The following is an 18,259-nucleotide window of genomic DNA, read 5'->3' as shown; positions in this document are numbered from 1 at the left end:
GGTAGAGGCTATAAATGCATCCCAATGTCTATAATCCTGGAAGATGGTCATGGCGCTTTTCAACCTCAACGACCTGCATCTCTTCGTGCAGGCGGTCGACAGTGGCGGTTTCACGGCCGCGGCGAGACATCTCGGCATTCCGAAATCGACCGTCAGCAAGCGGGTCGCGGAGCTGGAGGGACGGCTTGGCGTGCGGCTGATTCAGCGCACGTCACGGAGCTTCGCGCTGACCGAGCTCGGCCGAGAATTCTTTCAGCACGCCCAGGCCTCGATCATCGAGGCGGAGATGGCCGAGGGCATCGTGCGGCGGCATCTGGCCGAACCGGCCGGCAGCGTTCGCCTGACCGCCTCGGTGCCGACGGCGCAGTTCACCCTGACGGAGCATCTGCCGGCGCTGGCGGCACGCTATCCAAAGCTCCGGCTTTCCGTTCATGTGACCGACCGCTTCGTCGATATCGTCCAGGAAGGCTTCGACATCGCGCTGCGCAGTCACCGCGCGCCGCTGCCGGATTCGGCGCTGGTGCAGCGCAAGCTTGCCAGCCATCCTTTCTTCATTCTCGCGTCGCCGGATTATATCCGCGCCCATGGCGAACCGAGCAGGCCGGAAGAGCTGGCGCAACATGCCACGATCATGACCAGCCTGACCGACAATCAATGGCGGCTCTATTGCGATAGCGGCGAAAAGGCTCTGGTCACACTGCAGTCCGTGATGGCGGCGGATGAACCCTATGTGCTGATGGAAGCGGCGGCGGCCGGGCTCGGCATCACCTGCCTGCCGACATCGGTCTGCCGGAAGGCGCTGGCGACCATGCGGCTGGTGCGGCTGCTACCGGACTGGACGGCCGGCAGCATCGAGACGACGATCCTGATGCCGCACCGGCGCGGCCAGCTGCCAGCGGTGCGCGCCGTCGTCGATTTTTTGGCGGAACGGCTTGCCGGCTAGAGCCGTATCACGCCGCCTTGGCGGCGTGATACTCCTTGATGGCGACCATCTTGATGGCCGGATGGCGTTCCGACTCGTAGCGCAACGAGAAACCGTCCTGGGCGAGGAAGACCGGATCGCCGTCGAGATCACGGGCGATATCGCCGCGTTTGACGGTGAGGAATTTTTCGAGATCGGCCGGCTGATCGGCCGAGATCCAGCGGCAGACCGAGAAACGCGACGTTTCGAAGGAGACCGGCAGGCCGTATTCGGCCATCAGCCGCTCCTTCAAGACGTCGAGCTGCAGGGCGCCGACGACGCCGACGATCGCCGGTGAACCGTCTTCCGGCGAAAACAGCTGGACGACGCCTTCTTCGGCCATCTGCTGCAGGGCTTCCTTGAGCTTCTTCGCCTTCATCGCGTCTTCCAGGCGCACGCGGCGCAGGATTTCAGGCGAGAAGTTCGGCACGCCCTGGAAGACCAGCGATTCGCCTTCGGTCAGCGTATCGCCGATGCGGAGCGTCCCGTGGTTGGGAATGCCGACGACATCGCCGGCATAGGCGGTGTCGGCGAGCTGGCGCTGCGAGGCAAAGAAGAATTGTGGCGCCGTCAGGCCGAGCTGCTTGCCGGTGCGGGCAAGCCTTGCCTTCATGCCGCGCTCGAGCTTGCCGGAGCAGATGCGGGCAAAGGCGATGCGGTCGCGGTGGTTGGGATCCATGTTGGCCTGGATCTTGAAGACGAAGGCCGTCATCTTGTCGTCGGTCGCGTGCACCGTCCTGGTATCGGCGACCTGGTCGCGTGGCGGCGGCGCAAAATCGCCGAGCGCGTCGATCAGGTCGCGAACGCCGTAATTGCGCAGCGCCGAGCCGAAGAAAACCGGCGTCATATGGCCTTCCAGGAAGGATTGGCGGTCGAATGGGCGGCAGGCCTCGATCGCCAGTTCCGTCTCCTCGACGAAGACCTGGCGCTCGTTTTCCGGCAGCCGGCCGGCAACGCTCTGCGGGCCGTTGACCGGCGTTCCCTCGATTTCGGTATCCGAGCCGCGCACCGTGTTGGCAGCAATATTGTAGGAGCCGCAGAAGGTCTTCGAGCGGCCGATCGGCCAGGTGATCGGCGCCGTATCCAGCGCCAGCTTCTCTTCCACCTCGTCGAGGATCTCGAAGGGATCGCGGCTTTCGCGGTCCATCTTGTTGATGAAGGTGATGATCGGGATATCGCGCATGCGGCAGACTTCGAAGAGCTTCAGCGTGCGCGGCTCGATGCCCTTGGCGGCATCGATGACCATCACGGCGGCATCGACGGCGGTCAGCGTGCGATAGGTGTCGTCGGCGAAATCCTCGTGGCCCGGTGTGTCGAGGATGTTGAAGACATTGTCGTTATATTCAAAGGTCATCACCGAGGTGACGACGGAGATGCCGCGTTCGCGCTCGATCTTCATCCAGTCGGAGCGCGTCTGTATGCGATCCTTCTTCGCCTTGACTTCCCCGGCAAGCTGAATGGCGCCGCCGAACAGCAGCAGCTTTTCGGTGAGCGTCGTCTTGCCCGCGTCCGGGTGGGCGATAATAGCGAATGTGCGGCGGCGGGAAACCGCCTCGGCGAGACTTTCGGCCATACTGTGAATCCTGTGGAATTGCCGCGTATCTAACGATTAAAGCCCGGCTTTGCAATTGACCTCGGCGCTCCGGGCGCAAAGTAATGGGCCATGACCATTCATCACGATGTGAGACCGACGCTGAACCTCATCCGCCTGGCCAACGGCGAAGGCCTCGACCTGCCCGCCTATGAAAGCAAGGGGGCGGCCGGCATGGACCTGCGCGCCGCCGTCGACGCGGCAGCACCACTGACGCTGCTGCCCGGCAAACGGGCGCTGGTGCCAACCGGTTTCATCTTCGAGATCCCCGAGGGGTTCGAGGGCCAGGTGCGGCCGCGCTCCGGCCTTGCCTTCAAACACGGCATCACCTGCCTGAATTCGCCGGGCACCGTCGACAGTGACTATCGCGGCGAGGTGAAAGTGCTGCTCGCCAATCTCGGCGACGAACCGTTCATTATCGAGCGCGGCATGCGCATCGCCCAGATGGTGATCGCGCCGGTGACCCAGGCGCGGGTCGCCGAGAGTGCCGCGGCAAGCGAGACAATGCGCGGCGCCGGCGGCTTCGGCTCTACCGGCGTGTGATGAATAAGCCCCCGACAGCGCGGGCCTCACCTTCCGGCAGGATTATTTCGGCGACCCGGCCGGCTGGGCAGCCTTGGTCTGCCTGCTCAAGGATATTTTCGGCATCGATCTCGGCCCAATGCAGCGGCTCGGCGGACCCGATCCCACCAGCATGCCGTTCGGCTGGTTCGATGCCGAGGGCGTCCTTGCCGCCAATATCTCGGCCTTTGCGCTGCCCTTCGTCCTCAACGGCAGGATCGTCCATGCCGCCGGGCTGCAATCGGGTGCGGTGCGGCCGCCATGGCGCGGCCGCGGGCTCTACCGCGACGTGACGGTGAAAGCGCTCGACTGGTGCGAGCGGCAGGGTTTTGAAGCCGTCATCCTCTACACCGACAAACCGTCGCTCTACCAAGCCTACGGTTTTCGCGCGATACCGCAGTATCGATATGAGGGAGTTGCACCAGACCCCTCGATTTTCGCCGGCCCCGCCCGGCTGCTTGCGCCGAGCAATGCCGACGATCTTGCCCTGCTGCAATCGCTGCTGAAAGCGCGAAGCCCGGTTTCGACCTCGCTCTCGGTGACAATCAATGCCGCGATGTTTCTCATGAGGCGGGCCGCTTCAGCCTTCTCGATGTCGTGGCGACGGAGATCCCGGCGCTTGCCGCGATCCTCGGCGGGCTCGACATTGCCTCGGCCGCCGTCGAGGTGTTTTTCCGTCCCGATAAGCTCGGCTGGGCGGGCACGCCGCAGCCGGTGGAAAGCGGCACAGTGCTGATGCTGCGCGGGCTCGGCGATGAGGCCCCGCACTTTCCGGCAATGCTGTCGCCGATGGCGGATTTCTAAAGCATGTCGCGCAAAAGTGTGCAGCGGTTTTCCCAGGCAAAGCGCGAAGCGCTTTTGCCGCAACGACATGCGTAAAACAAAGAGTTAAAGCGCAAGGAGCGAATCTGAAAGATCGCGACGCGCTTTAAGCACTCGTTCGCCGACTTTACTTTTTCCGTGACAGCGGCGGCAGGCGGCGCTTGACGGGCGAGGCCTTGATCATCGCGGTGTTGGTTTCCGCCCGTTCGGCGACCCTGTCCAGCAGGCCGTCGAGCTCCGCCATCGAGCGGATGACCAGGCGAGCGATAAAACAATCCTCCCCGGTCACCTTGTCGCATTCGACGATTTCGGGAATTTCCTGGATGATGCGCTCGACGATGTGCAGCTGTCCCGGCAGCGGGCGCACGCGGACGATCGCCTGCAGGGGATAACCGACGGCGGCGGGGTCGAGATCGATGGTGAAGGCCTTGATGACGCCGCGCTCCTCCAGCCGCCGCAGACGCTCGGCAGCACTCGGCGAAGAGAGCCCCACCTCCTGCGCCAGCTCCTTCAGCGAGATGCGCGCATTGCCGGCCAAGGCTTCCAGAATGGCCTGATCGGTATCGTCGAGCGATTGCGCATCATTAGCCATGGCGTCATCTTTTCCTATCATGATTAGGCAATAGCGATCATTCTCCTTCTTATCATTATATATTATTGCCGGCCACTTCAATATTCTGATGCCAACAATGGAGGCAATCATGAGCAGCGACATCAAAAGAGGCACAGCGGAAATGACGGCAGCGATGCTGATCTCGGGAACGATCGGCTGGTTCGTCGTCATGTCGGGCCAGCCAGTCAGCGGCGTGGTTTTCTGGCGCTGCCTGTTCGGCGCGCTCACCCTGCTCGTCATCTGCGGCGCCCTCGGGCTGCTGCGGCCCGGCATTCTCACGCTGCGCACCTTCGGCATCGCCGTCTTCGGCGGCGTCGCCATCGTCTTGAACTGGCTGCTGCTGTTTGCCTCCTACTCTCATGCGACGATCTCGATCGCCACGACCGTCTACAACACCCAGCCCTTCATGCTGCTGGTGCTTGGCGCGCTGTTTCTCGGCGAAAAAATCACCGCGACCAAGCTGTTCTGGCTGGTGCTCGCCTTCGCCGGCATGATAGCGATCGTGCAGGGGAAACCAGGTGGAAGCGGCGATGCGCTCGACGGCTACGGCCTCGGTATCCTGATGGCGCTGGGCGCGGCTTTCTTCTACGCGCTCGCAGCGCTTGCCGCGAAATGGCTGAAGGGCACGCCGCCGCATCTTATCGCGCTAATCCAGGTCGCGACCGGCATGCTGATGCTGGCGCCGATGACCGACTTTTCGCATCCACCCGCGGATGTGGGGACGTGGGCGATCCTTATCACCGTCGGCGTCGTTCATACCGGGCTGATGTATGTGCTGCTCTATGGCGCGATCCAGCGGCTGCCGACGCATCTCACCGGCGCCCTGTCCTTCCTCTATCCGATCGCGGCGATCCTCGTCGACCGGCTGGCCTTCGGCCACGCGCTGCAGCCGATGCAGATCGCGGGCGCGGCGATCATCCTGCTTGCCGCCGCCGGCATGAACCTCGGCTGGAGCCCAAGATGGCTGCGGCCGCGGGCGCTGGAGAGTTGAGAGCTGAAGCGCGTCGCATGGAACTGCTGCACACGTCCGGATGACATGCATTGGCGTGCCGGCATCGATGGCCGGCACGCCGGTTTGCCGGTCTTACTTCTGGCGGCGCGTCGTTTCGAACAGGAACCAGGTGCGGCGCTCACCCTCGTCGATCCAGTTCTCGATCAGGCTGGCGGTCGCGACATCATTATGCTCGTCGCAGAGACCATGCACCTCGCGTAGCAGCGAAACGAGCTGGCCATTGTCCTCGCGCAGTTCCGACAGCATGTCCTCGGCCGTGACGAAATCCGCGTCATTGTCGGTTATGCGCTGCTGGCGGGCGATCTGGCCGATGGAGCGCAGCGTCACGCCGCCGATCTTGCGGGCGCGCTCGGCAATGTCGTCGGTCATGGCGAATATCTGCTCTGCCTGTTCGTCAAGCAGCAGGTGGTAGTCGCGGAAATGCGGGCCGGACATATGCCAGTGGAAGTTCTTGGTTTTCATATAAAGGGTGAAGACATCGGCAAGCAGCGCGGTCAGCGCCGCCGAAATATCGGTGACGGCATTGGTCGGCAGGGTGGAGGGCGTCTTGAGCGGCGAAAGTCTGCGGGTCTCGGCTGATGAAGAGGACATTCATTTTCTCCTTGGTGATGAAATCTCGACGGCGCCGCCGGTCTTTTCGGGAAGCGCAAAGGGTGCCGATGGCGCGCGTGCAGAGAGAGAACTAGCAAGGCCGGATCGCTTTCCAAGTGGCTTATCGTTCAGCAGACCTATTCCTTATGGTCATGGACCGATTAGCGCCGAAGCATTGATGACGGCGCAACACGCGCCTATAGAGAGCTCGCGCAATCCAGTGGATATCAACGATGAGCCTCGCAGCCCTGATCACCTATGCCGGAGCGCTGTTCATCGCAGCCGCCATAACCGGACCGGGGATTGCCGCGATCGTCGCCCGCGCGCTCGGCTCGAATTTCCGCGAGACCTTTTTCATGGGCCTCGGCCTGGTGCTTGGCGACATGACCTATCTGACAGCGGTCATTCTCGGTCTTGCCTTCGTGGCGCAGACCTTCACCGAGGTGTTCATCGTCATCAAGATCGCCGGCGCCCTCTATCTCGGCTATATCGCCTGGAGGCTCTGGACGACGGGACTGCTGCCGCAGGACATCACGGCGAAGAAATCCAGCAATATCGGCCTGTCCTTCCTTTCCGGCCTGCTGGTGACGCTCGGCAATCCGAAGACGATGCTGTTCTATGTCGCCCTAGTGCCGACGCTGATCGATATCGGCAATATCGGGCTGCGTGACTATGCGCTCCTGCTCGCGGTGACCTTCGTGGTGCTGATCACCGTGCTGGTGCCCTATATGCTGCTGGCCTCACGGGCTCGCACGATGCTGAAGCGACCGCGCGCCCTGCAGGCGCTGAACCGGATCGCGGCCGGCATCCTGGCCGGCACGGCGGCCTTCATCGCCACCCGGGCGGCCTGAAATAAACATTCGGCAAGAACCGGTTTTCAAAGGTATTTTTCTCCGCGTCCCGCTCCCCCGGGGTGAACGCGGTCTGGCCTCTTCAGGCCTTTGACCCTATTCTCCTCCTCGATTTCAGAAGCAGGATTTGAAAGGGAGGCACTCATGTCGCACAAGCCCGGCCGCGGCCGCATCTATTCCTCGATCACCGAGACCATCGGCGATACGCCGCTCGTGCGCTTCGACAAGCTGGCGCGGGAAAAGGGCGTGGTGGCCAATCTGATCGGCAAGCTCGAATTCTTCAACCCGATCGCCTCGGTCAAGGACCGCATCGGCGTGGCGATGATCGAAGGCTTGGAAGCGCAGGGCAAGATCACGCCCGGCAAGACGGTGCTGATCGAACCGACCTCGGGCAACACCGGCATTGCGCTCGCCTTTGCCGCCGCCGCCAAGGGATATCGGCTGATCCTCACCATGCCGGAAACCATGTCGGTCGAGCGCCGCAAGATGCTGGCGCTGCTCGGCGCCGAGCTCGTGCTGACTGAGGGACCGAAGGGCATGAAGGGCGCCATCGCCAAGGCGGAGGAACTGGCAGGGTCGCTTCCCGACGCCGTCATTCCGCAGCAGTTCGAAAATCCGGACAATCCCGAGATCCACCGCAAGACCACGGCCGAGGAAATCTGGAACGACACCGACGGCACGGTCGACATCCTCATCTCCGGCATCGGCACCGGCGGCACGATCACCGGCGTCGGCCAGGTGCTGAAGAGCCGCAAACCCGAGATCCAGATCATCGCCGTCGAGCCCGCCGATTCACCGATCCTCTCCGGCGGCAATCCCGGCCCGCACAAGATCCAGGGCATCGGCGCCGGCTTCGCCCCAAAAATCCTCGACACCGGCATCTACGACGAGGTCGTCACCGTCACCAACGACGAGGCCTTCGAACAGGCGCGCCTGGTCGCAAGGCTCGAAGGCGTGCCGGTCGGCATCTCCTCGGGCGCGGCGCTGGCCGCCGCCATCAAAGTCGGCAGCCGTCCGGAGAACGCCGGCAAGAACATCGTCATCATCATCCCGTCCTTCGCGGAGCGGTATCTGTCGACGGCGCTGTTTGAAGGGCTGGGTAGCTGAATAGCGAATAGCGCGAATAGCGCGAATAGCGCGAATAGCGAATAGCGAATAGCGAATAGCGAATAGCGAATAGGATGAAGGCCTGCTTGGTGACGGGCAAGGCACTTAACTATTCGCTATTCGCTACTTCCTATTCGCTTCTATCCTCACGCCGCCGCCGTCAACCTCTCCCCTGCAATGCGGTAAGAAATCGCTTCGGCGAGATGGAGGCGGCCGACCGTCGGTTTGCCGTCGAGGTCGGCGAGGGTGCGGGCGACCTTGAGGACGCGGTGGTAGCCACGGGCGGAGAATTTCATCTTTTCGGCGGCGTCGCGCAGCAGCTGCAGGCCGCCGGCATCGGGTTCGGCGAGTTTCTCGATCATTGCGGTGGAGCAGCGGGCATTGGTGCCGATGCCCTTTGCGCCGGCGGCCTCGAAGCGCTCCTGCTGGATCTCGCGGGCGCGGGCGACGCGGCGGGCGACGTCGGCGCTGGCCTCAGCGGCCATCGGCCGGATCAGATCAGCGGCGGAGACGGCCGGCACGTCGATGCGGATATCGATGCGGTCCATCAGCGGGCCGGAGATGCGGGCCTGATAATCGCTCATGCAGCGCGGGCCACGGGCGCAAGTATGGCCGGGCTCGCCGGCCATGCCGCATCGGCAGGGGTTCATCGCTGCGATCAGCTGGAATTTCGCCGGATAGGAGACGCGGTGATTGGCGCGGGCGATGACGCATTCGCCGCCTTCGAGCGGCTGGCGCAGCGCATCTAACGCCTGCGGGGTAAATTCGGGAAACTCGTCGAGGAAGAGCACACCGTGATGGGCAAGCGAGGCCTCGCCCGGCCGGGCGCGGATGCCGCCGCCGACGAGGGCGGCCATGGTGGCGGAATGGTGCGGCGTGCGAAAAGGCCGGCGGTCGGAAAGCTTGCCGCCGGAGAGCTGGCCGGCGATCGAATGGACCATCGAAACCTCGAGCAGCTCGGCGGGCGAGAGCGGCGGCAGGATCGACGGCAGTCTTGACGCCAGCATCGACTTGCCGGAACCGGGAGGGCCGACCATCAAGAGATTATGGCCGCCGGCGGCTGCTACCTCGAGCGCCCGCTTGGCGCTTTCCTGGCCCTTGATCTCGGCAAGGTCCGGCAGGTTGGCGGCATTGGCGCGGATCGATGCCTCCGGTCGGGTGAGCACCTGCGTGCCGCGGAAATGATTGGCAAGGGCAATCAGGCTGCGGGGTGCGAGAATATTGACCTCGGCGCCGGCCCAGGCGGCTTCGGCGCCGCTTTCGGCCGGGCAGATCAGCCCCTTGCCGAGCCCATTGGCGCCGATCGCCGCCGGCAGCGCGCCCGATATGGCGGCAATCGTGCCGTCGAGGTTGAGTTCACCAACGACGACATACTCCGCCAGCGCATCGGCAGGGATGGCGCCGAGCGCCGCCATCAGCGCCAGCGCGATCGGCAGGTCGAAATGTGAGCCTTCTTTCGGCAGATCGGCCGGCGCCAGGTTGACGGTCACCCGCTTGGCCGGCAGCGCCAGGCCGGAGGCGTGAAGGGCGGCCTGCACACGTTCGCGGCTTTCGGCCACCGCCTTATCAGGCAGGCCGACGATCTGCATGCCGACTTTGCCGGGAGCGACCATGACCTGGACCTCGACCGGCACACCTTCGATGCCCTGAAATGCCACCGTACTGACACGCGCGACCATAAACCCATCCCCCTGCCCGCAAACTCTTATACCGCCCGCAACCCTTCCGGGCCAGCAGTTGCAATCTGGCATGGAAACAGGAATAAAACAAGAACACGATGGGAACATAGTCAGATGTAGACTGTGACCGGAGTTGTGCCCGGTCATAGCAGGCGCGGGTGGCTCGCGCGCCAAGCTTAGCCGCGCTTGCGCTCGATCGCATCCCAGAGCAGACTGGCGATATCGGCGCCGCCGAATTTCTTGACCTCGCGGATGCCTGTGGGCGAGGTGACGTTGATCTCGGTCATGTAATCGCCGATCACATCGATGCCAACGAGCAGGAAGCCGCGTTCTCTGAGCGCTGGGCCAATGCGGTCGCAGATTTCCTGTTCGCGCGGCGTCAGCTCAGTCGCCTCGGCGCGGCCGCCGACATGCATGTTGGAGCGGCTGTCATGTTCGGCCGGCACGCGGTTGATGGCGCCGGCAAATTCGCCGTCGACCAGGATGATGCGTTTGTCGCCCTTGCGCACGTCGGGCAGATATTGCTGGGCGATGAAGGGCTCGCGGAAAAGCTGGCCGAACATCTCAAGCAGCGACGATAGGTTGCGGTCGTCGCGGGTCGAATGGAAGACACCGGCGCCGCCATTGCCGTAGAGCGGCTTCAAGATGATGTCGCCCATCTCGTCGCGGAAGCGGCGGATTTCGGCGGCATCCTTGGTGATCAGCGTCTTCGGCATCAGGTCGGCGAATTCGGTAACGAAGATCTTCTCCGGCGAATTGCGCACCCAGGCCGGATCGTTGACGACCAGCGTCTTCGGGTGGATGCGCTCGAGCAGATGCGTCGAAGTGATATAGGCCATGTCGAAGGGCGGGTCCTGGCGCAGCAGCACGACATCCATGGTCGAAAGATCGACGCGCTCCGGCGCGCCGAGTTCAAAGTGATCGCCCTTGACATCGCGCAGCAGCATCGGCTCGACGCTGGCATAGAGCTTGCCGTCGCGAAAACTCAGGCGCTCGGGCGTATAATGGAATAGCCTGTAGCCGCGCACTTGCGCTTCCAGGCTCATGGCGAAGGTGGAGTCACCTGCAATATTGATGCCGGCGACATGGTCCATCTGGACCGCTACATTGGTGATCTTGGCCATTTCCGTCCCTCGCTGAATGCCGGACAGATGTAGGTCGGAGAGATATCAAACGCAACGGCCAATCAAGGGCTTCGCGTTTCGAGGATCCGCATCAGCCGGCCGCGATAGCTGTCGAGAATGACGGCAAGCACGATGACGGCGCCGATGACGATCGGCTTGATATTGTCGTCGGCGCCGAGAAGCTGCAATCCGGTCGACAGGACCTGCAGAATGCAGGCGCCGACCAGCGTGCCGATGATCGAGCCTTTGCCGCCCGAGAGGCTGGTGCCGCCGATGATGACGGCAGCGATGGCATTCAGCTCATAACCGATGCCGGCAACCGGGCTGCCGACATTGAGGCGGAGCAGATAGACCATGGCGGCGATGCCGGCGGTCAGCCCGGAAATGGTGAAGACCGCGATCTTGTATTTTTTCGGCTGATGTCCCGAGAGCCGAACGGCCTCTTCATTGGTGCCGATGGCGAAGACGAAGCGGCCGAAGACGGTATAACGCAGCACGAACCAGCCGATGAGGACGACGACGACCGCAATCAAAAAGATCGATGGGAGTATGCCCCAGAAGATCAGGTTGCCGAAATCGACGAAAGGCTGCGGCAGGCCGGTGATAGTCGAATTGTCGCTGACGACGCGCGCCAGGCCGCTGGCGACGTTGAGCATGCCGAGCGTGACGATGAAGGAGGGAAGCTTCCACTTCTCGCAGATCCAGCCGTTGACGGCGCCAAGCACAGCGCCGGTGCCCATCGCGGCAAGACAAGCGAGAATAATCGCCTGCCATGGCGAAAACATCGGATTGATCATGATCGTTGCGCCGATCACCGTGCAAAGGGCAAGCAGCGAGCCGACCGAAAGATCGATGCCGCCGACCAGGATGACGAAGGTCATGCCCGCAGCAAGCACGGTGTTGATGGCAATCTGCACGAAGATCTTCAGGAAATTCTCCGGCGTCGCGAAATAGGGCGCGGTCGCCGAGAAAAACGCCAGGATCAGAATGAGGGCGATGGCGACGCCCGCCTCCTTCATCGAGATCCGGATAAGCTTGTCCCAGAAGCGCGCCTCTTTTGCCTCGGTCTGTTTTTCAATGTTGGCGGACACGACTGTACTCCTTGTAGGCGAGCGACAGGATCCTGCTCTCGTCAAATTGTTCGCGAGCGATTTCGCCGGATATTTTGCCGTCGGAGAAAACGATGATGCGATGGCAAATGCCGATCAGCTCCGGCAGATCCGAAGATACCACCAGCACACCTTTTCCTTCGGCGGCAAATTTCCACAACAGCTCATAAATCTCGGCCTTCGCACCGACGTCGATGCCGCGGGTCGGCTCATCGAAGATCAGCACCTTGGGGCCGCGGAACAGCCATTTGGCGATGACCACCTTTTGCTGATTGCCGCCGGAAAAGGTCCTGACGGCCTGATGGATGGAGGGCGTCTTGATCCGCAGCTCGCGCACCAGGCGCTGGGCGTGATCATCCTCCGCTTTGCCGCTGATCAGGCCGTTGCGGGAGATCTTGGCGAGATCGGTTATCGTGGAGTTTTGGGCGCAGCTCATGTCGAGCATCAGGCCCTGCATCTTGCGGTCTTCGGTTGCCAGGCACAGCCCGGCCGCAACGGCATCCTTCGGCGAATTGATTTCGACCAGCTCGCCATTCAGACGGATTTCGCCGGATGCCTTGACGTCGGCGCCGAAGAGAGCCCGAACCGCCTCGGTGCGCCCGCTGCCGACAAGGCCGGCAATGCCGACGATTTCGCCCTTGGCGACGGAAAAGGACAGTTCCGGGCTGTTGCGGTTCACCTTCAGGCCGGAAACGCCGAGCGCTTCGCCAGATACGATGCTGTCGCCTTTAAAAATGCCGTGATCGGAAAGCTTGCGCCCGACCATCAGCTCGACGATGTCAGGGATAGCCAATCCCGCCAGCGGACGGGTAATCACATGCTGGCCGTCGCGCAGCACCGTCACGTCGTCACCGACGTCGAAGATCTCCTCCAGCCGGTGTGAGATATAGAGCGTGGTGACGCCACGCCGCTTCAGGCGCTTCAGAATTTCGAAGAGGCGATCGACCTCCTTGGAGGTCAGAGTTGCCGTCGGTTCGTCGAGAACGAGAAGCTTGCTTTCGTAACAAAGCGCCTTGGCGATCTCGACCAGTTGCAGCTGCGCGACGCTGAGGCTGCCTGCCAGCGTCGTCGGGGCAACGTCGAGACCGACCTCTTCGAGGAGTTCGGCCGCCCTGGCGTTCATCGCCTTATAGTTCACCAGGCCATATCGGCGCGGCAGATGCTCAAACAAGAGATTTTCGGCAACCGTCAGGTTGGACAGCGGGTGCAGTTCTTGGTGAATGACGCGGATGCCGGCCTTGAACGCCTCCAGCGGCGAGGAGGGATGGTAAGGTTTGCCGTCAAATAGAATATGGCCGTCATCCGGCCTGAAGACGCCGCCGAGCAGATTGATCAGCGTCGACTTTCCGGCACCGTTCTCGCCCAGGAGAACGTGCCCCTTGCCGCGGCTGATCCGCATCGAGACATCCTTGAGGGCCACGACGCCGGGGAAGCGCTTGCCGATCCTTTCCAGTCTCAGGATATCGTCATCTGCTGCGTCTGACACGTCGACCTCATGCACGATTGGAGCAATTCCAGGAAAAGTGTGAAGCGGTTTTCCCAGGCAAAGCGCGAAGTGCTTTTGCCGGGAATTGCGTAAAAACAAAAAGCTAGAGCGGTTCTGCGCTTCCATCAAAAGCTGAAGCGCTCTAGGCGATCCTCCACGAAAGGCGCATCGGAGAGGCTCGAAACAAGCCTCTTCCGGAGCGATCAACGCGTCGATCGGTTGGTAGTCGTTGGCGCCGACAGCAAGCCGGCGCCTCTTTGCCTTGTCGTCGGTAATCCCGATTATTTCAGATCGGCTGCTGTGACGAGCTTGACGTCGGTCTTGACCCAGCCGGTGAATTTTTCGCCGGCAAGTTCCCGCATGCCATAGTCGATGCCCATGACCGCCATCTGCGCGCCGTACTGTTCGACGGTGGCGAGCATCTTGCCATCCTTGATCAGCGGCTGAACGGGCGGAATGTTGTCGAAGCCGACAACCTTGATCTTGCCGGCTTGGCCGGCCGCATCGAGAGCCTTGACGACGCCGAGGGCCATGGAGTCGTTGGCGGCCATGACGCCCTTGATATCCTTATATTTCGTCAGGAAATTGGTCATGACGGTGTTGGCTTCCTCTGTCTCCCAATGGGCGGTCTTGCTGTCAAGAAGCTCAAGCTTGCCGGTTTTGATGGAACCCATGAAGCCTTCCTTGCGCTCCTTGCCATTGTCGGCCTCGGGGTTGCCCTCGAGGATGACCACCTTGGCGCCGGGTCCGAGGTCCTTGGCAAGCGCATCGCCCGCAAGCTTTGCGCCTTCCTTGTTGTCTGGCCCGAAGAACGCCAGATCGATACCGGCTGCCTTCTTGGCACCGGCATCAAGCGGCACGTCGATGTTGATGACCTTGACGCCGGCCTTAACCGCCTTTGCCAGCGGCGTGGCCATTGCCTTTGAATCGGCCGGCGCCACAACGATGATATCGTATTTCTGGGTGACGAAGTTCTCGACGGCATCGACCTGCGAGGCGAAATCACGCTCGTCCTTCATGCCGACGGCCTTGAAGTCGAACTTGTCCTTGTTTTCCGCCGCATATTTGTCGGCGCCGGCCTTCATCTGCTTGAAGAACTCATTCGACAGGGACTTCATGATCAGGCCGACCTTCGGCTTCTCGGCCGCAAAGGCAGGCGACACGCTGCAGGACAGCGCCAGCACCAATGTGCCGGCGAGGCCGAGCCTCAAGGCCGCACGGCGCGGCGCATTGATCAAGACGGATTGACGCTTAGAATTGGACATTTTTTCCTCCCGAACGGCTCTGGGCTCAGCTCCATCTGAGTTGCCCGCGGCAAATGAACCGTTTCCAACACGCACTGGGTAACACGCCCTTAGGAATTGTCAAGATGACTTTGATGAGGCAAGCAGCTCAAAGAAGCGGCAATTTTCTTCCCTTTAGTGACGTGTATGATGAACCGGTTCCATTGAGTGATGCACTGCCTTCATGCTATGAGAGACGGCCATTATGAGTGACGTGCAGCCCTTTGACTGGGGCGGCAAAGACCATTAGCTGGAAGCTGCGGTCATGCGCCCTCGGGCGTCTTGCGAACGCGAAGATGAAGGGCAACTGTTTCTGTCATGTCAAAGGTCGGGATTAGAGAGGTTGCCACGCTTGCGGGAGTTTCCACCGGCACCGTTTCGAGGGTTTTGAACGACCATCCCTCGGTGACCAAGGAGTTGCGGGCACGCGTCACCGGGATCATCAAAGACCTCGGCTATATGCCGGACCCGTCGGCGCGAAGCATGCGCAGCAAGATTAGCCGCCTCATCGGCATCGTCATTCCGGATCTGACCAATCCGTTCTTCTCGGAACTCGTGCAATCGGCGGAACAAGCGGCGGCCAATCACGGCTACAATATCATCGTCATGACCTCCCTTGATCATGCCGCCAAGGAAGCCGATCGCATCCAGCAGCTGACGAGCCGTAAGGTCGACGGCATCATCCTCGTTCCGAGCAATGATTTCCATACGATCAAGCTGCCGAAGGGATTGCCGATCGTCGTCGTCGACCGTCTGATGCCAGGATATTCCGGCATTGCCGCCGATCACCGCAATGGCGTTCGCCTTGGCGTCGAGCATCTTGTCAAGCTTGGGCATCGCCGCATCGGCTTCATCTCAGGGCCTGGGCATTCCGTCCCCGCCAATGACCGCCTCATGGGTTATCTCGACGCATTGGAGCAGATGGACGGCGGCGCAAAAACGGCAGGGCCGCCCCTGATTGCCGAGGCGGCTTTCGACTATGAGAGCGGTCGTTCGGCGGGGAATTACCTTCTGGCCCGGGCCCGCAACGAGCGGCCGACGGCGATCTTTGCAAGTTCGGACCAGCAGGCAATCGGCTGCATGCGGGCCGCGCATGACCTGGGAATCCCGGTCCCTGCCGCCCTTTCCATCATGGGCTTCGACGGTATCCCGCTCGCCAGCATGACGACGCCGCGGCTGACGACGGTGAAGCAGCCGATTCAAGACGTGGCCGCGGCTGCGGTGGCCGTTCTTTTGAACAAGCAGACCGCGCCCGAACTCGACAATCCGATCCTGTTTGCATGCGAGGTTCTAAACGGGGAAACCACCGCCCCGCCCCAGCCGGATTAACGCACACCCGGCGGCCCTGCTCAGGCAGCGATGCCCTGGTTGCCGCTATTGCGCAGCATGTTGCGGAGGCGATAGGCGATCGCCAAGGGTTTCGGAAACGGCTTGCGCAGGAAGGCGACCTTGCGGACATAGTCGTCGATCCGCCAGCTCGCCCAGGTGCCGCCGGCAAAAAACGCCACGTCGCCGGCGCAAAGCGTTCGTTCGGTGCCGTCCTCGGCGGTGATATGGACCTCGCCTTCGAGGATCATCACGGTCTCGTCCCAACCGAAATACCAGCGGAATTCGCCGGCGGTGCAGTCCCAGATCGCCGTCAGCGAGGCCTCGTCATGGCCGCGCGAATGTTCGGCGGTGCGGGCCTGCGGATTGCCGCTGACGATCCAGTCCGGATTGATCGGCGAAGGCTTCAGCGGCAGCAGGTCGCTTGCATGCGCGACGAAAGATTTCCCCGCCGGCTTCGCCACGGCATAAGGCACCGAGCGCGCCGCCATGGCGACCGCACTTGCAAGCATCAGCTTCCAGGCCATGAACAACCCCAATTGTTATCCCTACCGAGGGGGTAGCAGAGAGTCGTAAGAACCTGGTTCACGCGGGGACTAAAAGTTTAACGATTGGGACGGCGATCTTGAAAGGCGGGCTAAAGCCCTTTGTTTTTATGCATGTCGTTGTCCCGGAACCGCTGCACACTTCCGGGCGACATGCATTAGAAAGCGTCTTGAAAGTGCCGCGGCAGCCGGCCGGGCGTGACCGCGACGATATCATAGCGCTGGGAAAGACGGGCCTGATCCGCCTGGCGGGCGAGCCAGAGATCGCTTGCCGCTCGTATCCGTTTTTGGGCAGAGACAGAGACGGCGTCGACGGCTGCGGCTTCGCCATGGCGGGCCTTGACCTCGACGAAGACAGCGAGATCGCCTTTGCGGGCGATAATGTCGATCTCGCCGAACCGGGTGCGGTGGCGCAGCGCCAGGATGCGGTAACCCTTCAGCATCAGAAAGAGAGCGGCGACATATTCCGACATCAGCCCCCGGCGCAGCGCTTTTCTTCTTATGGCGGTGAGGTCGTTATCGCCCATCGGCGCCTTTCAGCGCCAGCAGGCGCTGGTAGAGCACCTTGCGCGGCAGGCCAGTGAGACGGGCCGCCTCGGTCGCCGCCTTGGCCGTCGGCATGGTCTTGACGAGATCGGCCAGCACGGCTTCGACATCGGCCTCCGGCGTTTCCACAGGCTCGGGCGGGCCGACGACGAGGACGATCTCGCCCTTGACGTTTTCCACCTGCTGATAATGCGCGGCAAGCTCACCAAGCGTGCCGCGGCGGAATTCCTCATAGGTCTTGGTCAGTTCACGGCAGACGGAGGCAGGCCGGGTGCTGCCCAGCACATCGGCGGCGGCCAGAAGCGTGGCGCCGATACGGTGCGGCGATTCAAAGAAGATCAGCGTTGCCGGGGCTGCGGCTAATTCGCCAAGACGATCGCGGCGGGCCTTGTCCTTGACCGGCAGGAAACCGGCAAACAAAAAGGCATCGTTCGGCAGGCCGGAGCCGACAAGGGCTGCAAGCGGTGCCGAGGCGCCGGGAATGGGGATGACGCGGTGACCTGCCGTGATCGCCTGCTGCGCCAGCCGATAGCCCGGGTCGGAGACCAGCGGCGTGCCGGCATCCGACACCAGCGCCACCGAGCGGCCGGCCTCCAGCGCCTGGATGAGCCGCGGGCCGGCCTCATCGGCATTGTATTCGTGATAGGCGAAGGGACGGTTCTGGATGCCATAGCGGTCAAGCAGAACGCGGGTGACGCGCGTATCCTCGCAGGCAAGCACATCGGCGCCGGCCAGCGTTTCCAGCGCCCGCAGCGTGATGTCGCCGAGATTGCCGATCGGCGTGGCGACCAGATAGAGCGCCGGTTCCAGCGGCCGCGCCGGCACCGCCATATTGTGCAGGCGGAAGCTTCGCCGGTTGGCGGCCTGCTCTGTCGTTTCCTCATTCATGCCATTTGCTTTCGTCCCGCCGTCATCGCGCCTTTATGGGCGAGCGGCGCAGCTTCGGCAAGGGTTCGGATTTCTGTGCGCATTGCGCTGGAAAACCGCAAATGCAGGCGCCTGGCCCTCCATGCCTCTTGCAAACCGATGCTGAAGTCTGCCATTTTGCCCGT

17 protein-coding genes and 1 pseudogene are annotated in these 18,259 nt (G+C 62.3%); 7 read left to right on the top strand and 11 right to left on the bottom strand.

What is annotated here, in order from left to right; all coding sequences use genetic code 11:
* The first annotated feature begins 49 nt into the window (after positions 1 to 49).
* The gene (locus J3O30_RS01745) at positions 50 to 943 is read left to right on the top strand and encodes a LysR substrate-binding domain-containing protein (RefSeq protein WP_207582606.1); all 894 of its coding nucleotides are present in this window, start codon (positions 50 to 52) and stop codon (positions 941 to 943) included.
* A gap of 7 nt (positions 944 to 950) precedes the next feature.
* Here J3O30_RS01745 and J3O30_RS01740 read toward each other — a convergent pair whose 3' ends face one another.
* The gene (locus J3O30_RS01740; RefSeq protein WP_207582605.1) at positions 951 to 2,534 is read right to left on the bottom strand and encodes a peptide chain release factor 3; all 1,584 of its coding nucleotides are present in this window, start codon (positions 2,532 to 2,534) and stop codon (positions 951 to 953) included.
* A gap of 90 nt (positions 2,535 to 2,624) precedes the next feature.
* Here J3O30_RS01740 and dut point away from each other — a divergent pair, with 90 nt between their 5' ends.
* Both dut and J3O30_RS01730 read left to right on the top strand, forming a co-directional pair.
* Positions 2,625 to 3,095, top strand: coding sequence for a dUTP diphosphatase (gene dut, locus J3O30_RS01735; RefSeq protein WP_207582604.1), 471 nt, complete (start codon positions 2,625 to 2,627; stop codon positions 3,093 to 3,095).
* Positions 3,096 to 3,108: 13 nt separating this feature from the next.
* A pseudogene (locus J3O30_RS01730) lies at positions 3,109 to 3,917 on the top strand (GNAT family N-acetyltransferase); the annotation flags it as partial.
* Positions 3,918 to 4,062: 145 nt separating this feature from the next.
* Here the strand turns inward: J3O30_RS01730 and J3O30_RS01725 are convergent.
* A complete protein-coding gene (locus J3O30_RS01725; RefSeq protein WP_207582603.1) occupies positions 4,063 to 4,527 on the bottom strand; it encodes an Lrp/AsnC family transcriptional regulator in 465 nt (154 codons plus the stop codon).
* Between the two features lie 97 nt (positions 4,528 to 4,624).
* Between J3O30_RS01725 and J3O30_RS01720 the strand changes: the two genes are divergently transcribed.
* Positions 4,625 to 5,539 carry a DMT family transporter gene (locus J3O30_RS01720; RefSeq protein WP_207582602.1) on the top strand — a complete coding sequence of 305 codons (915 nt, stop codon included), beginning with the start codon at positions 4,625 to 4,627 and terminating at the stop codon, positions 5,537 to 5,539.
* A gap of 93 nt (positions 5,540 to 5,632) precedes the next feature.
* Here the strand turns inward: J3O30_RS01720 and J3O30_RS01715 are convergent, their stop codons facing one another.
* Positions 5,633 to 6,151 carry a DNA starvation/stationary phase protection protein gene (locus J3O30_RS01715; RefSeq protein WP_207582601.1) on the bottom strand — a complete coding sequence of 173 codons (519 nt, stop codon included), beginning with the start codon at positions 6,149 to 6,151 and terminating at the stop codon, positions 5,633 to 5,635.
* Between the two features lie 233 nt (positions 6,152 to 6,384).
* On the opposite strand from J3O30_RS01715, the gene J3O30_RS01710 reads away from it, so the two are divergent.
* Positions 6,385 to 7,002, top strand: coding sequence for a LysE family translocator (locus J3O30_RS01710; RefSeq protein ID WP_207582600.1), 618 nt, complete (start codon positions 6,385 to 6,387; stop codon positions 7,000 to 7,002).
* Positions 7,003 to 7,146: 144 nt separating this feature from the next.
* The gene (gene cysK / locus J3O30_RS01705; RefSeq protein WP_207582599.1) at positions 7,147 to 8,109 is read left to right on the top strand and encodes a cysteine synthase A; all 963 of its coding nucleotides are present in this window, start codon (positions 7,147 to 7,149) and stop codon (positions 8,107 to 8,109) included.
* A 146-nt stretch (positions 8,110 to 8,255) separates the two neighbouring features.
* Here cysK and J3O30_RS01700 read toward each other — a convergent pair whose 3' ends face one another.
* The 5 genes from J3O30_RS01700 to J3O30_RS01680 form a co-directional block, all read right to left on the bottom strand.
* A complete protein-coding gene (locus J3O30_RS01700; protein WP_207582598.1) occupies positions 8,256 to 9,788 on the bottom strand; it encodes a YifB family Mg chelatase-like AAA ATPase in 1,533 nt (510 codons plus the stop codon).
* 176 nt (positions 9,789 to 9,964) lie between these two features.
* Positions 9,965 to 10,912 carry a glutathione synthase gene (gshB, locus tag J3O30_RS01695; RefSeq protein ID WP_207582597.1) on the bottom strand — a complete coding sequence of 316 codons (948 nt, stop codon included), beginning with the start codon at positions 10,910 to 10,912 and terminating at the stop codon, positions 9,965 to 9,967.
* Between the two features lie 62 nt (positions 10,913 to 10,974).
* Positions 10,975 to 12,003 carry an ABC transporter permease gene (locus tag J3O30_RS01690; protein ID WP_207582596.1) on the bottom strand — a complete coding sequence of 343 codons (1,029 nt, stop codon included), beginning with the start codon at positions 12,001 to 12,003 and terminating at the stop codon, positions 10,975 to 10,977.
* Complete coding sequence (locus J3O30_RS01685) at positions 11,987 to 13,507, bottom strand: sugar ABC transporter ATP-binding protein (RefSeq protein ID WP_207582595.1); 1,521 nt, start codon at positions 13,505 to 13,507, stop codon at positions 11,987 to 11,989. The genes J3O30_RS01690 and J3O30_RS01685 overlap by 17 nt, the downstream gene beginning before the upstream one ends.
* A 281-nt stretch (positions 13,508 to 13,788) precedes the next feature.
* Entirely contained in the window at positions 13,789 to 14,772 is a 984-nt protein-coding gene (locus tag J3O30_RS01680) for a sugar ABC transporter substrate-binding protein (RefSeq protein WP_207582594.1), read from the bottom strand.
* A 336-nt stretch (positions 14,773 to 15,108) separates the two neighbouring features.
* On the opposite strand from J3O30_RS01680, the gene J3O30_RS01675 reads away from it, so the two are divergent.
* Positions 15,109 to 16,119, top strand: coding sequence for a LacI family DNA-binding transcriptional regulator (locus J3O30_RS01675; protein WP_207582593.1), 1,011 nt, complete (start codon positions 15,109 to 15,111; stop codon positions 16,117 to 16,119).
* 20 nt (positions 16,120 to 16,139) lie between these two features.
* Here the strand turns inward: J3O30_RS01675 and J3O30_RS01670 are convergent, their stop codons facing one another.
* The 3 genes from J3O30_RS01670 to rsmI all read right to left on the bottom strand — a co-directional run bounded on the left by J3O30_RS01670 (position 16,140) and on the right by rsmI (position 18,095).
* Entirely contained in the window at positions 16,140 to 16,643 is a 504-nt protein-coding gene (locus J3O30_RS01670) for a cupin domain-containing protein (RefSeq protein WP_207582592.1), read from the bottom strand.
* 176 nt (positions 16,644 to 16,819) lie between these two features.
* Positions 16,820 to 17,188 (bottom strand): YraN family protein, encoded by a 369-nt coding sequence (locus J3O30_RS01665; RefSeq protein ID WP_207582591.1) that lies wholly within the window; start codon positions 17,186 to 17,188, stop codon positions 16,820 to 16,822.
* Positions 17,178 to 18,095 (bottom strand): 16S rRNA (cytidine(1402)-2'-O)-methyltransferase, encoded by a 918-nt coding sequence (gene rsmI, locus J3O30_RS01660; protein WP_207582590.1) that lies wholly within the window; start codon positions 18,093 to 18,095, stop codon positions 17,178 to 17,180. The genes J3O30_RS01665 and rsmI overlap by 11 nt, the downstream gene beginning before the upstream one ends.
* Positions 18,096 to 18,259 lie beyond the last annotated feature (164 nt).

It is taken from the genome of Rhizobium sp. NZLR1 (assembly GCF_017357385.1).
Lineage (GTDB): Bacteria > Pseudomonadota > Alphaproteobacteria > Rhizobiales > Rhizobiaceae > Rhizobium.
Note: the sequence above shows the minus strand (reverse complement) of the source record. Positions and strands in the feature narration are given on the sequence as shown.

Bases quoted from the DNA above. Each gene is read 5' to 3' on its own strand.
- J3O30_RS01745 (WP_207582606.1), top strand. From the start codon at position 50: ATGGCGCTTTTCAACCTCAACGACCTGCATCTCTTCGTGCAGGCGGTC.
- J3O30_RS01740 (WP_207582605.1), bottom strand. From the start codon at position 2,534: ATGGCCGAAAGTCTCGCCGAGGCGGTTTCCCGCCGCCGCACATTCGCT.
- dut (WP_207582604.1), top strand. From the start codon at position 2,625: ATGACCATTCATCACGATGTGAGACCGACGCTGAACCTCATCCGCCTG.
- J3O30_RS01725 (WP_207582603.1), bottom strand. From the start codon at position 4,527: ATGGCTAATGATGCGCAATCGCTCGACGATACCGATCAGGCCATTCTG.
- J3O30_RS01720 (WP_207582602.1), top strand. From the start codon at position 4,625: ATGGAGGCAATCATGAGCAGCGACATCAAAAGAGGCACAGCGGAAATG.
- J3O30_RS01715 (WP_207582601.1), bottom strand. From the start codon at position 6,151: ATGTCCTCTTCATCAGCCGAGACCCGCAGACTTTCGCCGCTCAAGACG.
- J3O30_RS01710 (WP_207582600.1), top strand. From the start codon at position 6,385: ATGAGCCTCGCAGCCCTGATCACCTATGCCGGAGCGCTGTTCATCGCA.
- cysK (WP_207582599.1), top strand. From the start codon at position 7,147: ATGTCGCACAAGCCCGGCCGCGGCCGCATCTATTCCTCGATCACCGAG.
- J3O30_RS01700 (WP_207582598.1), bottom strand. From the start codon at position 9,788: ATGGTCGCGCGTGTCAGTACGGTGGCATTTCAGGGCATCGAAGGTGTG.
- gshB (WP_207582597.1), bottom strand. From the start codon at position 10,912: ATGGCCAAGATCACCAATGTAGCGGTCCAGATGGACCATGTCGCCGGC.
- J3O30_RS01680 (WP_207582594.1), bottom strand. From the start codon at position 14,772: ATGTCCAATTCTAAGCGTCAATCCGTCTTGATCAATGCGCCGCGCCGT.
- J3O30_RS01675 (WP_207582593.1), top strand. From the start codon at position 15,109: ATGTCAAAGGTCGGGATTAGAGAGGTTGCCACGCTTGCGGGAGTTTCC.
- J3O30_RS01670 (WP_207582592.1), bottom strand. From the start codon at position 16,643: ATGGCCTGGAAGCTGATGCTTGCAAGTGCGGTCGCCATGGCGGCGCGC.
- J3O30_RS01665 (WP_207582591.1), bottom strand. From the start codon at position 17,188: ATGGGCGATAACGACCTCACCGCCATAAGAAGAAAAGCGCTGCGCCGG.
- rsmI (WP_207582590.1), bottom strand. From the start codon at position 18,095: ATGAATGAGGAAACGACAGAGCAGGCCGCCAACCGGCGAAGCTTCCGC.